The sequence below is a fragment of the Streptomyces sp. DSM 110735 genome, from assembly GCF_016482685.1.
Taxonomy (GTDB): Bacteria; Actinomycetota; Actinomycetes; order Streptomycetales; family Streptomycetaceae; genus Streptomyces.
In genome coordinates this window covers 149,067-162,333 of the sequence record NZ_JACYHF010000004.1, presented here as the reverse complement: position 1 = coordinate 162,333, position 13,267 = coordinate 149,067, and the positions used below count along the sequence as shown (strand labels likewise).

Annotated in this window: 14 protein-coding genes; 7 read left to right on the top strand and 7 right to left on the bottom strand. The window is 69.8% G+C overall.

Annotated features, from left to right (window positions below; genetic code table 11):
- Nucleotides 1-343 precede the first annotated feature (343 nt).
- The 4 genes from IF655_RS08825 to IF655_RS08810 all read left to right on the top strand — a co-directional run bounded on the left by IF655_RS08825 (nt 344) and on the right by IF655_RS08810 (nt 3,403).
- Nucleotides 344-1,705: a glutamine synthetase family protein gene (locus tag IF655_RS08825; RefSeq protein WP_018545441.1), complete on the top strand. Its 1,362-nt coding sequence runs from the start codon at nt 344-346 to the stop codon at nt 1,703-1,705.
- Nucleotides 1,706-1,831: 126 nt separating this feature from the next.
- Nucleotides 1,832-2,659 (top strand): M55 family metallopeptidase, encoded by an 828-nt coding sequence (locus IF655_RS08820; protein WP_199583786.1) that lies wholly within the window; start codon nt 1,832-1,834, stop codon nt 2,657-2,659.
- Nucleotides 2,660-2,699: 40 nt separating this feature from the next.
- Nucleotides 2,700-2,969, top strand: coding sequence for a CopG family transcriptional regulator (locus tag IF655_RS08815; RefSeq protein WP_199583551.1), 270 nt, complete (start codon nt 2,700-2,702; stop codon nt 2,967-2,969).
- A complete protein-coding gene (locus IF655_RS08810) occupies nt 2,966-3,403 on the top strand; it encodes a type II toxin-antitoxin system VapC family toxin (RefSeq protein ID WP_199583550.1) in 438 nt (145 codons plus the stop codon). The genes IF655_RS08815 and IF655_RS08810 overlap by 4 nt, the downstream gene beginning before the upstream one ends.
- Nucleotides 3,404-3,441: 38 nt before the next feature.
- Here IF655_RS08810 and IF655_RS08805 read toward each other — a convergent pair whose 3' ends face one another.
- The 5 genes from IF655_RS08805 to IF655_RS08785 all read right to left on the bottom strand — a co-directional run bounded on the left by IF655_RS08805 (nt 3,442) and on the right by IF655_RS08785 (nt 8,342).
- The gene (locus tag IF655_RS08805) at nt 3,442-4,716 is read right to left on the bottom strand and encodes a glycosyltransferase (RefSeq protein WP_199583549.1); all 1,275 of its coding nucleotides are present in this window, start codon (nt 4,714-4,716) and stop codon (nt 3,442-3,444) included.
- Complete coding sequence (locus IF655_RS08800; protein ID WP_199583548.1) at nt 4,706-4,864, bottom strand: hypothetical protein; 159 nt, start codon at nt 4,862-4,864, stop codon at nt 4,706-4,708. The genes IF655_RS08805 and IF655_RS08800 overlap by 11 nt, the downstream gene beginning before the upstream one ends.
- Before the next feature lie 26 nt (nt 4,865-4,890).
- Nucleotides 4,891-6,150 (bottom strand): nucleotide sugar dehydrogenase, encoded by a 1,260-nt coding sequence (locus IF655_RS08795; protein WP_199583547.1) that lies wholly within the window; start codon nt 6,148-6,150, stop codon nt 4,891-4,893.
- A gap of 632 nt (nt 6,151-6,782) precedes the next feature.
- Entirely contained in the window at nt 6,783-7,634 is an 852-nt protein-coding gene (locus IF655_RS08790) for a helix-turn-helix transcriptional regulator (protein ID WP_199583546.1), read from the bottom strand.
- Between the two features lie 12 nt (nt 7,635-7,646).
- Nucleotides 7,647-8,342, bottom strand: coding sequence for a DUF6879 family protein (locus tag IF655_RS08785; protein WP_199583785.1), 696 nt, complete (start codon nt 8,340-8,342; stop codon nt 7,647-7,649).
- On the opposite strand from IF655_RS08785, the gene IF655_RS31070 reads away from it, so the two are divergent.
- Nucleotides 8,337-8,519, top strand: coding sequence for a hypothetical protein (locus tag IF655_RS31070; protein WP_307814895.1), 183 nt, complete (start codon nt 8,337-8,339; stop codon nt 8,517-8,519). The two genes, IF655_RS08785 and IF655_RS31070, sit on opposite strands and share 6 nt — an antisense overlap.
- The gene (locus IF655_RS08780; RefSeq protein WP_199583545.1) at nt 8,519-8,755 is read left to right on the top strand and encodes a hypothetical protein; all 237 of its coding nucleotides are present in this window, start codon (nt 8,519-8,521) and stop codon (nt 8,753-8,755) included. The genes IF655_RS31070 and IF655_RS08780 overlap by 1 nt, the downstream gene beginning before the upstream one ends.
- A gap of 243 nt (nt 8,756-8,998) precedes the next feature.
- Here the strand turns inward: IF655_RS08780 and IF655_RS08775 are convergent, their stop codons facing one another.
- Nucleotides 8,999-9,409, bottom strand: a complete 411-nt coding sequence (locus tag IF655_RS08775; protein WP_199583544.1) for a VOC family protein — start codon at nt 9,407-9,409, stop codon at nt 8,999-9,001.
- Nucleotides 9,406-9,912, bottom strand: a complete 507-nt coding sequence (locus IF655_RS08770; protein WP_199583543.1) for a pyridoxamine 5'-phosphate oxidase family protein — start codon at nt 9,910-9,912, stop codon at nt 9,406-9,408. Before IF655_RS08770 ends, IF655_RS08775 begins: the two co-directional genes overlap by 4 nt.
- Nucleotides 9,913-10,260: 348 nt before the next feature.
- Here IF655_RS08770 and IF655_RS08765 point away from each other — a divergent pair, with 348 nt between their 5' ends.
- Complete coding sequence (locus tag IF655_RS08765) at nt 10,261-13,254, top strand: bifunctional [glutamine synthetase] adenylyltransferase/[glutamine synthetase]-adenylyl-L-tyrosine phosphorylase (RefSeq protein ID WP_199583542.1); 2,994 nt, start codon at nt 10,261-10,263, stop codon at nt 13,252-13,254.
- Nucleotides 13,255-13,267: the final 13 nt, after the last annotated feature.

Here is a 13,267-nt window from a genome sequence, read left to right as displayed (position 1 = left end):
CTCTGCCTGTCTTCACCTTCGACGCTATGAAAACTTGCATCTGAGATGCAAATTTAAACGGCGTGTCCTCGCTCACGTGGCGGTGTGATCCGATGGATTCCGGCCACCTGCCCGGCCACTCGTCCGGGCATTACGCATGCGGGTCCGAGCAGGCAAGATGGGCGGCAAAGCGGTACACCCGCCGTACGAGAGCCGTACGCGAGCCGTTCGGGCCGTCGAAGCCCGGGCGACCGAGGTCCGCAACGCGCGCGAAACGCGGTTGTGGTGGGATGCTCAGGTGCCCGACCGCGACCCGCGGCACCGGGGGAAGGCGGCCTGACCAGCAAGGATGGGGAAGCGGAAGATGGACAAGCAGCAGGAGTTCGTGCTCCGGACCTTGGAGGAGCGGGACATCCGGTTCGTACGTCTGTGGTTCACGGACGTGCTGGGATTCCTGAAGTCCGTGGCCGTGGCCCCCGCCGAGCTGGAACAGGCTTTCGACGAGGGCATCGGCTTCGACGGCTCCGCCATCGAGGGCTTCGCCCGCGTCTACGAGTCCGACATGATCGCCAAGCCGGACCCGTCGACCTTCCAGATGCTGCCCTGGCGCGCGGAGAGCCCCGGCACGGCGCGCATGTTCTGCGACATCCTCATGCCGGACGGCTCGCCGTCCTTCGCCGACCCGCGCTATGTCCTCAAGCGCGCGCTCGCTCGCACCTCCGACCTCGGGTTCACCTTCTACACCCACCCCGAGATCGAGTTCTTCCTGCTCAAGGACCGCCCGCTGGACGGCTCCCGCCCGATCCCGGCCGACAACTCCGGCTACTTCGACCACACGCCGACCAGCATCGGACTGGACTTCCGGCGCCAGGCGATCACCATGCTGGAGTCGATGGGCATCTCGGTGGAGTTCTCCCACCACGAGGGCGGACCCGGCCAGCAGGAGATCGACCTGCGGTACGCCGACGCGCTCTCCACGGCCGACAACATCATGACGTTCCGCCTGGTCATGAAGCAGGTCGCCCTCGAACAGGGCGTCCAGGCGACCTTCATGCCCAAGCCCTTCTCCGAGCACCCCGGCTCGGGCATGCACACCCACCTCTCCCTCTTCGAGGGCGACCGGAACGCGTTCTACGAATCCGGGTCCGAGTACCAGCTCTCCAAGGTCGGCCGCTCCTTCATCGCGGGTCTGCTGCGGCACGCCGCCGAGATCTCCGCGGTCACCAACCAGTGGGTCAACTCCTACAAGCGCATCTGGGGCGGCTCCGAGCGCACGGCAGGCGCGGGCGGCGAAGCCCCCTCGTACATCTGCTGGGGCCACAACAACCGCTCCGCCCTGGTCCGCGTCCCCATGTACAAGCCCGGCAAGACCGGCTCCGCCCGCGTGGAGGTCCGCTCCCTGGACTCCGGCGCGAACCCGTACCTCGCCTACGCGGTCCTCCTGGCCGCCGGTCTGAAGGGCATCGAGGAGGGCTACGAACTCCCCCCGGGCGCCGAGGACGACGTCTGGGCCCTCTCCGACGCCGAACGCCGAGCGATGGGCATCGAGCCTCTCCCGCAGAACCTCGGCGAGGCGCTGACCCTGATGGAACGCAGCGACCTGGTCGCCGAGACGCTCGGCGAACACGTCTTCGACTTCTTCCTCCGGAACAAGCGGCAGGAGTGGGAGGAGTACCGGAGCGAGGTCACGGCTTTTGAGCTGCGGAAGAACTTGCCGGTGTTGTAGGGGGGTTGCCTGCCTCGTGCTCGGCGCCTGCACCGTGCTCGGCGGTGATGGGCGCCGTGCCGTGCGGGAACCGTCCGAAGATCGTCGCGCGTCTCCCTGGTGATCAAGCGTGAGGAGACGGTCGCGGTGCGGATCTACATCAGTGCGGACATGGAGGGCGTCACGGGGCTCGTGGACGCCGACGACGTCCAGCCCGGCGGCAGGGACTACGAGCGCGGGCGCCGGATGATGGCGGAGGATGTCAACGCGGCGGTCCGGGGCGCGATTTCGGCCGGGGCCACGGACATCACCGTCAACGACGCGCACGGCCCCATGCGCAACATCCTCCCCGAGTCCCTGCACCCGGCGGCCCGCCTCATCCGCGGCAGGCCCAAGCAGATGGGCATGCTCGAAGGGCTCGGCCCCGAGTACGACGCCATGATCTGCGTCGGCTACCACGCGCGCGCCGGCGCCCTCGGCGTACTGAGCCACAGCTTCATGGGCCACGAGATCGAGGACATGTGGCTGGACGACCGCCCCGTGGGCGAGATCGGCCTGGCCCACGCCACGGCGGCGTCCCTCGGCGTCCCGGTGACCGCCCTCACCGGCGACGACCACGCCTGCACGGAGATGACCGACTGGGACTCCTCGGTGACCACCGTCCCCGTAAAACACGCCCACGACCGCTTCACCGCCGCCCTCCGCCCCGTGGAGGAAGCCCGCAAGGCGATCGAACAGGCGGTCACCACAAGCCTCTCCTCGATACCAATCCTGCCGGAGCCGTCGGCTCCCTCCACCCTCACGGTCCGCTGGCAGTCGGCCTCGGTCGCCTCGACCCTCCTCGGCATCCCGGGCGTCACCCGGACCGACAGCCGCACGGTCCACGCCGAGGGCACGCTCCCGGACCTGTACCGGCTGTTCGGCGTGTGGATGCGGGTGGCGACGGCACTGACGAACCAGGCGCCGTACTGCTGATGCCCGGGCGCGAGTGGTACACAACCTGTACCGTTGACTCATGGCACTGAAGCGCACCAACGTCTACGCCGACGACAGCGACCTGGCGCTGATCAAGGAGGCGGCGGGCCGCCTCGGTCTTTCGGAGGCGGAGATAATCCGCGAGGGCATCCATCGCATCGCGCTGGCCCACCGCGTCTGGGACGAGCCGTTCGTGACGGACGAGGAGACCTTCGACCTGGGCGGTCCTGTGGAGGCGGACGACATCCGCAGGGCCGTCACCGAGGGCCATGAGGCACGCGAGCGGCGCAACCGGGACCACGCCGCGTGATCGCCATCGCCGACACCTCGGGCATCCTCGCCCTGTACAACCGCTCCGATCCGGCGCACCACGCGGCCCGCAAGGCAGCCGACCAGTGCGGCTTCCTGGTGGCCACACCCCTGGCCCTGACCGAGGTGCACCAGGTGGCCACCAGCAGGGCCGGGCGCCGCGCGGCCGACGCGATCCTGCGCAGCCTCACCGAACGCGTACGGGACCTGCGCCTCGTCCTGGCGCCCCCCACCCCGGAGATCCTGGACGCCGCCCTGACCGTACGAGCCCGCTACAGCGACCTCGACCTGGACCTGGTGGACGCGGTGAACGTAGCCCTGGCCGCCGAGTACGGCACGGACGCCGTCCTCACCCGGGACCTGCGCGACTTCCGGACCGTACGCCCCCTGGACGGCAGACACACCCACTTCCGCGTGCTGCCGGACGACCTCTGAGGGCCGACGGTCCGTCCGTGACCGCCGATCCTCGCCGGTCAGGCCCTGGATGCGACCGGTGCGGCAGAGGTGTTCGCGTGGGCGTTGCCCCGGGTGTGCCAGCCGCGTTCGCGGAGTTTGAGGACGGCCCAGTACTTCGCCGGGTAGATGACGAGGATCTTGACCAGGAGCTCCACGGGTGTGGCCCACAGCCAGGTGATCAGCTTGGTGGTGCGGCTCATGTGGGGACGGCGGATGAGGTACTGGGCCGTCTCGGCGTAACGGATGGCGAGATAGGAGCCGAAGGCGAGCCAGATGTACGGCCCTTGGGCGCGGAAGAAGACGCCGCTCAGCGTCATGACCAGCAGGACCGGAAGCATGATCCACTGGGTGACGGCGAGCAGCGGGAACAGGAGCTTGCGCCACGCCAGGTTGATCACGGCGAAGGGGAGTGCCTGCCAGGAGGACTTGCCCCAGCGCAGGCGCTGCTTGAACAGACCCCGCACGGTGTCGGGCATCGCGGAGTGCACGAGCGCGTCGTTGACGACCACGACGTCCCCGCGCAGCAGGGCGTACATGGTCAGACGGCGGTCGTCGCCGTTGGTGCCCGACTTGACGTAGTCGGCCAGGTTGTCGAAGACCACGGGAGCGCGGTACAGGGCGAGCGCCCCGGACGTCGTCTCCACCGCGCCGAGGACGGACCGGGAGGAGCGGATCATCAGGCAACTGGTGCCGATGTTGACGTCGGATATCCGGGTCAGCCAGTTGTCCCCGAAGTTCCGCGTGAGGATCAGCCCGGTGGCGGCCATGACCTCGTGCTTGCTCATGGCCCGCATCAGGTGCTCGACCGCGTCGTCGGCCGGCACGGAATCGGAGTCGACGGTCAGGACGAAGTCCCATTGGTCCGGGTCGAGTTGACGCAGGATGCCGGCCTGGGCGTAGCGCTTGCCGCCGTTGGCCTGGCGGTGCCAGTGGATCTTGGGGTGGTCGAACGGCTCGACCGGATGCCGTGAAGAGCCGTCGTCCATGACGTGAATCTCGTCCACGGGACAGGTCTGCCGTAACAGCGACTCGAGCGCGGCGCGCAGCAGTTGGGGCTCCTCCTCGTAGGCGGGGACCAGGGCGACGATGCGGCCTGTTGCCGGACGCCGCTTGCGCCACTGCGTGTTCACCTCCAGCGAGGAGATGTAGAAGACGATGAGCGCGGCGTCGAAGAGGTAGAGGGCGGTCAGGAACTTGCGGTCGCTCCCGCCCAGGGCGAGGTGGTAGGTGGCTGCCCAGACAGCCACCCCCACCGCGCCCAGGACGCAGGCGACGAGCCTGCTACGCCTCATACCGGTTCCCTCGGTTGGCGACGCGGTACAGCACCGCGCCGAGGACGACCAGGCCGACGATCGTGGCGATGGTCCACTGGAAGGCGGCTGTTCCGCCGAACAGCGCCACGGCGCTGCCCGTTCTGGCGAGGGTGCCCTTGTCATACATGTGGATGCCCTGTTCTCTCTCGTGTCCTACAGGCGTTCGATGTGCGGTGCGCTGGCCATGACGCCACGGGTGTCCAGGACGTAGGCCGCCTCGTCGGCCAGCCGGGGCAGGTCGAACTCGTCGTGCGGGGTCAGCAGTACGACGGCGTCGAAGTCGGCGACGCTCGTACCGGCGCGCGCGGCGGCGAAGGGGATGTCCCGGTCGCTGACGGCGGGCAGATAGGGGTCGATCACGGTGACCTGCGCGCCCATGGCCCGCAGCCGGTCGACCACGTCGACCGCCGGGGACTGGCGGGAGTCGGCGGTACCGGGCTTGTACGCGGCCCCGAGGGCGAGGATCCGGGCGCCATGGACGCTGCGGGAGAAGCGCCGGCCGAGCGCGTCCTGGAGGCGGCGCACCACGTACTCGGGCTGGCTGTCGTTGATGTCCTGGGCCAGCTCGATGAGCCGGAACGATTCGCCGTGCTGGGTCTTCACGTGGTGGCTCAGATAGACCGGGTCGATGGGCAGGCAGTGGCCGCCGACGCCCGGACCGGGCTGGAACTTCGTGAACCCGAACGGCTTCGACGCCGCGAGTTCGAGCGTGTGCCACACGTCCACGCCGAGGGTGTGGGCGATCCGGGACAGCTCGTTGACCAGCGCGATGTTGACGTGGCGGTAGGTGTTCTCGAACACCTTGGCCAGCTCCGCCTCCTCCAGGCCGGACGCCGGTACGGTCACCTCGGTGACCGCGTCGTAGAACGCCTTCACGCGCTCCAGGCACGCCCCGGTGAGCCCGGCGACGATCTTCGGGGTGTTCTCCAGCCGCCACTCCGCGTTGCCCGGATCGATCCGCTCGGGGCTGAAGCCGACGTGGAAGTCCTCCCCGGCGACGAGTCCTGACCCCTCCTCCAGCAGCGGGATCAGCACGTTGCGGGTGGTGCCCGGGTGCGTGGTGGACTCCAGCACCACGGTCCCGCCCGCCTCCAGATGCCGCGCTAGTTCCCGGGCGGCGTCGCGGACGCAGCTCAGGTCCGGGGTGCGGTCGGTGAGCGGGGTCGGAACGGTGATCACCGCGACGTCGAAGCCCTTGAGATCCGCCGGGTCGCTGGTGGGCTTGTAGGCGCCGGAGCGCAGCAGGCGCCCGAGTCTGCCGGAGTCGATGTCCTCGATGTACGACGACCCGGCGGCGAGCCGAGCACACCGGCGCTCGTCGGGCTCGTAACCGATGACGCTGTGACCTGCCTCCGCGGCCCGTAAGGCCAGCGGCAGGCCGACATACCCCTGTCCCAGAACACAGATGTCCATGGCGATTTCCTCACCCTTGAGCCGGTCCGCGGACGTGGCGGACCGGAAAACGGCGCCCCTGAAATGCGCCCGTCTGTTCCTGAAGCAGACGGGCGCGGCGTCGGGCACTGCACAGTGCTGCGAATCCTTTGCTGCAAACCCCCCTCGGATCGCAGCAGCCGTTCACGACGGCTCACCGCCGACTCGACGACGGCCCCGACCCCCTGCCCGGACACGTCAGAGACGTACGGCGATCTTCACGAACCCCCCTCATTCGTGGACCTTAAGAGTTCAACAGCCCACGCGAGTTGGGAAGCCCGCTTTACCGATCCGAGACCTGGGGGCTGCCCGTGGAAGTCGGCGCGAAACGGATGTCAAGTGCCCAGCGCTTGCGTGTATTTGGGTCATCCTGGAGGTTGTATACGCACGTCAGGCGACCCCTACGGTGTACGGCGCATGCGTGACCCGAGAGGGTCTCTGAGGTTGACCGGTGATCAACAAATCTTCACAATTCACGGCGAGTGCAACGGGCTCAACAGCCCCTCGGGGACCACATGCCCCATGCCCTCTCGCGCACCACAAAACCGGTTGCATTCCGCAACATACGGACTGGCATCCCTAACCAGTCCGTCAGCTCCTTCGGGGGCGGCACATCAGCGTGGATTCAGGGCGCGGCGGGCCGAGTTGATGATGTCGTGCGCTTCGGTGCCGTACACCGCCGACTCGCGGAGGGTCTTCCACACCTTCGCGTACAAGGCGATGCTGTCGGCGTCGTCCAGCCATAGCTCGGCGTGCCAGTCCTCGGCGACGACCAGGCGGTCGTCGAGGATCCAGAAGCCGTTGGCGGGCACGATCTTGACCGGTGTGGCGAATGGGACGATGCCCAGCTCCAGCGTGTCCATACCGAGCATGCCGGTGAGCCGGTCGAGCTGGGTGGCCAGCACTGAGGGCGGGCAGATCAGGGACCGCAGTGCGGCCTCCCACATCAGGACGTGGAGTGTGCGGCCGGGCCGGTACAGCCACTCCTGTCGCTGCACCCGGGCGCGCACGGCGTCCTCGATGTCGCTGGCGCCTCCCAGCAGCTCCGAGTACCGCTGGATGACATGGTGCGCGTACTCGGGTGTCTGCATCAGTCCGGCGATCACTGACTCTTCCCAGATCCAGATGTCCGAGGTGCGGTCGATCTCCGCGCTCAGTCCCTCGTGCATCGGCTTGAAGCCGTTCGCCAGTGCCCTGCGCCATGACCTGATGTGGGACTCGAACCCCGCCAGCCGGGCGGCCAGCTCGGCGTACACGCCCGGCTGTTCGGTCGCGTCGGCCCACGCCCTCAGGTCCTCCGGCGTGGCGGTCTGTCTGCCGTTCTCCAGCTTGCTGACCTTGGAACCGGGCCAGCCCAGCCGCTGCGCGAGTTGCTGACCGGTGAGCCGGCCGCCGGGGCAGGTGAACCGGAGTTCGCGAAGTCGCGCCCCCAGAGCCGCCCGTGCCTGCTGATAGTCGGTGCTCACCGGTCACCCACGCTATTCGCTCGGTGCCACCTGCACGGCGAACTCGTCACGCGGGACGGCGCGGTGCATGGCCGCGTCGCGAACGATGCAGTACCGCACGACCTCGGCCGGTTCGGTGATCAGCTCGATGTTCAGGAGGTTGTCGTCGTCATCGAAGTGCAGCAGCGCGACCAACCGCGAATCGAAGATCCAGAAGTCCTCGGCGGGCAGAGCCGCCCGTTCGGCGTCCGCGCGCCACAGGTACCGGATGTCCTCACCGACAGCCGCGTTGTGCCGGGCGTAGTCGAGCAGGAACAGTTGCTCGGTGGTGGGCGGGTTGTCGGCCACGCGGACCCGACCGACCGTCTTGCCCGCGTCCGTCTGCGCCTTGATGTTGATGAACCAGGGCTCGTCGGGGTCGCACAGCGAGGAGCCGGTGGCCAGGAAGGCTTGGAAATCGGGGTCCTGCCGGTCCGACGCGTAGCCGCGCCGCGTTTCCAGCCGCCAGGCGGTGTGCTCGAAGGTTTGGAAGAGACGCCGGAAGGTGTCTCGGTCGACGATTTCCGGCACTCGTTCCCTCTCCTTCGGTCCCCAGTTCACGAGCAGTTCGCGCGGCACGGCCACCGCCGCGTCGTCCGGCCCCAAGTGCCGGAGCTGAGCGAGGTCTTCGGGATCGGTGACGGGTGTGCCCTGAACGATGATCTCGCCGGTTCCTTCGTCCGTGTGCAGGACCCGTACACGGCAGCGGAGACCCTGAGGACAGCCCTGACCGAGGTCGGGGTCGTCCTCCCGTCTCTGAGGGTTGACCTCGCGTCCCCTGAGTTGCAGCTCATCGAACTGGGACGCGTGCGCGCCGACGTGGCTGCCCGCGTGGCCCGAGCACTTCAGCAAGAGGGTCGCGAGTGATGGCGGAGGAGGAACCGCCGGAGGGCTCTCTGGCCATCGACACGGAGCGCGACAAGCTCGGTTACGTCATGGGACACGTCGGCCCGTACGTCCGACTCCGCCCGCTGGCAGGCGGACGCGAGTGGGACGCCGACCCCGCGCACGTCCGCCGCGCCACGGACGCGGAACGGCTGAGAGCCGTGCAGGAGCGGACCCGCGCTCTGAACGCGATGAGCAGCAGAGGGATCTTCTTGTGAGCGTGAGCACTGAGGACACCTCGGCCCTGTCCCCCGAGTGCGCCCTCGCCCGACAGCCGGGCTGCGAGGACATGCACTCCCTGTGCCTTCAAACGGAAGACATCCCGTTGCCTCACAGCCGCGGGCTTCTACTGGTACGCCGCTGCGCCTGCACCCACCACGCCTACAACCACAGACCTCACGCGAAGAGGTCGTAGGGCGCCCCCAACGCGATCGACCAGGACCGCAATCCGCCGTGAGGCTTCACCGCACCAGCTCCCCCACCCCCAGCAAATTCCCCTCACTGTCCCGGAACCAAGCCCCCCGCTCTCCCCGAGCCCCCTTGCTCGGGTAGTTGCCCTCGATCTCGGCGATGCCGTCCCGGGTGCGGAAGCCGGGGGAGTCGACGTCTTCGAAGACGACGCCCCTGGCGCGCAGCTCGGAGACCACGGCGGCGAGGTCGTCGACCTGGAAGCCCATCTGGGTGAAGGTGCCGGGGGAGGCACCCGTGGACTGGAAGACGACGAAGTCGGTGCCGCCGCAGCGGTACAACAGACCCCCGGGCCGCTCATCCACGGGCTCCAGCCCCAGCTTCTCCGCGTAGAAGCGCCGGGCCCGCGACAGATCCTGAGCGGGCAACCGAGTCGCCACAGTCCCCCGCGCCAGCCCGCTCACGAGAACCTCCACCGGGTCTGGCTGAACGGCTCGCCCTTGCCGAAGCCGAAGACGGTGACCGGGGAGACGGCGAAGACGTAGGCGGGACCGGGCCCGTGCTGAAAGCACCCGTCCCGTACCTCGTAGTGCCAGAAGGACCCGTACTTCGCCTCCCAGGCAGCCGCCAGCTCCCGCAACCGCCCCTCGTCGGTGACACGGACCGCGTCCCCCTCCACGACCACGTCGAACCCGACGGTCCAGGTGTTGACCCCGGTGGTGAGGACGACATGCGGATTCTCGGCGAGGTTGCGAGCCTTGCGCTCCCCGGGCCCGGTCCCGAAGTGCAACGCCCCCGCACTCCACACGGCCAGGGTCGGGGTGACATGCGGTCGCCCGTCCGGCCGCACGCTGGACACCCAGAACAACTCCGCCGCCTCCAGCACCCCCACCACTTCGTCCCAGGAGTGAGCGACCGTCCCCTCGCTGCTGTACCGAGCATCCAGCTCACCAACAGGCCCAGCCATGGACAACACCTCCGACAGATATCCCACCAATTCGGACCCTGCCCGCCCCCGAAACTCATCGCAACCGGCGGAAGGGACCGGAAGGGACCGGGACCCGCACCCGCGTACGGCGAGAAGGGGACGTGGCGGGAGGTGTCCGCCCGCAGCGGCCGGCGAAAGCAGACAGCATCTGTTCAGCGAACAGTGCGCCGGACCGAGGACGGATACCTCCCGCCGCGGCCCCGACCACGACACGACCGAGGGCGCGATGCCACGTACCGGCACCCAGCTCACCGCCCCAACCCCGACGCGCCGCGAGCGTTACGCTCTGGCCAGCACCGTCCCGAAACAGATGGGGAGCCCAAGAAGATGACGCCGGGCCGCAGAAGCAGCACCTTCACCCGACTGCTCAGGCACGGCTTCACCGACCCCTCCGCCGCGGAACGCAGCCTCGACACCCCCGAGCTGGCGGGAGTACGCGACGACCCCGTCCTCCTGGAGGCGCTCGGCGAGACCGCGGACCCCGACCTCGCCCTGCACGGCATGGTCAGACTCCTGGAGGCGCAGCCCGCCCCCACGGACAGAAGAGAACTCCTCGACACCCTGATCGCGGCGAAACCCCTCCGCGACCGCCTCCTCGGCATCCTCGGCGCCTCGGAAGCCCTCGCGGACCACCTCGCCCGCCACCCCCACGACTGGCAGACCCTGGTCACGTACGAACCGAGGGACCTGCACCCGGGAGTCGCGGAGTTCGAGCGAGAACTCGCGGAGGCGACGGACCCGGTCACACTCCGCGTCGCGTACCGCCGCTGCCTCCTCTCCATCGCCGCGAGGGACGTCTGTGGCACGACGGACCTCGCCCAGACGGCGGCGGAACTCGCGGACCTCGCCACGGCGACCCTCCGCGCCGCCCTGGCGATGGCAAGGTCCGCCGCCCCCGAGGACGCCGCCGCCTGCCGACTCGCCGTCATCGCGATGGGCAAGTGCGGCGGCCACGAGCTGAACTACGTCTCCGACGTGGACGTGATCTTCGTAGCCGAGGCGGCGGAAGGCACGGACGAGGCGAAGGCTCTCAGATCCGCCACGAAACTCGCCTCGCACATGATGCGCATCTGCTCGGAGACCACGATCGAGGGCTCGATCTGGCCGGTGGACGCGAACCTGCGCCCCGAGGGCCGCAACGGCCCCCTCGTCCGCACGCTGAGCAGCCACGTCGCCTACTACCAGCGCTGGGCGAAGACCTGGGAGTTCCAGGCGCTGCTGAAGGCGCGCCCGGTGGCGGGGGACGCGGAGCTGGGGGAGGCGTACATCGAGGCGCTGGCGCCGATGGTGTGGCAGGCGGCGGAGCGGGAGAACTTCGTCACCGACGTGCAGAAGATGCGCCGCAGGGTGGTGGAGAACATCCCCGCTGCCGAGATCGACCGCGAGCTGAAGCTGGGTCCCGGCGGACTGAGGGACGTCGAGTTCGCGGTCCAGCTCCTCCAGCTCGTGCACGGCCGCACGGACCCGACCCTGCGCAGCAGGACGACCCTGGACGCGCTCCAGGCGCTGGCGGCGGGCGGCTACGTCGGCCGCGAGGACGCCGCCCGCCTGGACGAGGCGTACCGCTTCCTGCGCGCGATGGAGCACCGCATCCAGCTCTACCGCCTGCGCCGCACCCACCTGGTCCCGGAGGCGGAGGAGGACCTGCGACGCCTCGGCCGCTCGCTCGGACTGCGCACCGACCCGGTGACCCGGCTGCGCCGCGAGTGGAAGCGGCACACCGGCGTCGTACGACGGCTGCACGAGAAGCTGTTCTACCGCCCGCTGCTCGACGCGGTCGCCCAGCTCGCCCCCGGCGAGGCGCGGCTCAGCCCGGAGGCGGCGCGCGAGCGCCTGGTCGCGCTCGGGTACGCCGACCCCGCCGCCGCCCTGCGCCACCTGGAGGCGCTCGCCTCCGGGGTGACCCGCAAGGCGGCGATCCAGCGCACCCTGCTGCCCGTGCTGCTCGGCTGGTTCGCGGACTCCGCCGACCCCGACGCCGGGCTGCTCAACTTCCGCAAGGTCTCCGACGCGCTCGGCAAGACCCCCTGGTATCTGCGGCTGCTGCGCGACGAGGGCGCGGCGGCGGAGAACCTCGCCCGCGTCCTGTCGGCGGGACGCCTCGCCCCCGACCTGCTGCTGCGCGCCCCGGAGGCGGTCGCCCTGCTGGGGGACGGCGACGGCGGCGGTCTGGAGCCGCGCGGCCGGACCCAACTGGAGCAGGAGATCCTCGCCGCGGTGGGGCGCGCGGAGAACGCCGAGCAGGGCGTCACCGCGGCGCGCGGGGTCCGCCGCCGCGAGCTGTTCCGTACGGCCGCGACCGACATCGTCGGCTCCTACGGCACCGAGACCACCCCCGCCGAGGCGGACGAGGGCGCCCTGCTGGACCGTACCGGCGCGGCGATCAGCGACCTCACCGCCGCCACCCTGGCGGGCACCCTGCGCGCGGTGGTGCGCGAGCACTGGGGCGACACCCTGCCGGTCCGGTTCGCGATCATCGGCATGGGCCGCTTCGGCGGGCACGAGCTGGGCTACGGCTCGGACGCCGACGTGCTGTTCGTGTACGAGCCGCGCGAGGGCGTGGACGACCAGGAGGCGAACCGCGCCGCGAACAAGGTCGTGGCTGAAATGCGCCGCCTGCTGCAGATCCCGAGCGCCGATCCGCCGCTGCTGATCGACGCGGACCTGCGCCCGGAGGGCAAGTCGGGACCGCTGGTGCGCACCCTGAAGTCGTACGAGGCGTACTACCGCCGCTGGTCGCTGGTGTGGGAGTCGCAGGCGCTGCTGCGTGCCGAGCCGGTGGCGGGGGACGAGGATCTGGGGCGCCGGTTCATCGAGCTGATCGACCCGCTGCGCTACCCGCGCCACGGTCTGGACGACGACGCCGTGCGCGAGATCCGGCGCCTGAAGGCGCGCATGGAGTCCGAGCGGATGCCGCGCGGCGCCGACCCCAAGCTGCACACCAAGCTGGGTCCCGGCGGGCTGTCCGACGTGGAGTGGACCGTGCAGTTGCTCCAGTTGCGGCATGCCTGGGAGGTGCCGGGACTGCGTACGACCCGTACCCGGGAGGCGCTGGCCGCCGCGCGCGAGGCGGGGCTGCTGAGCGAGGAGGACGCGGCGGTCCTGGACGAGGCGTGGGTGCTGGCCAGCCGGGTGCGCAACGCGGTGATGCTGGTCAAGGGCAGGGCCGGGGACACCTTCCCGACCGAGCCCCGCGAACTGGCCGCCGTCGGTCGCTACCTCGGTCACGGCGCGGGCCAGGCGGGCACCATGCTCGACGCCTACCGCCGCACCGCCCGCCGTGCCCGCGCGGTCGTGGACGAGCGGTTCTACGCGGACTGAGCCGCGGACCGAG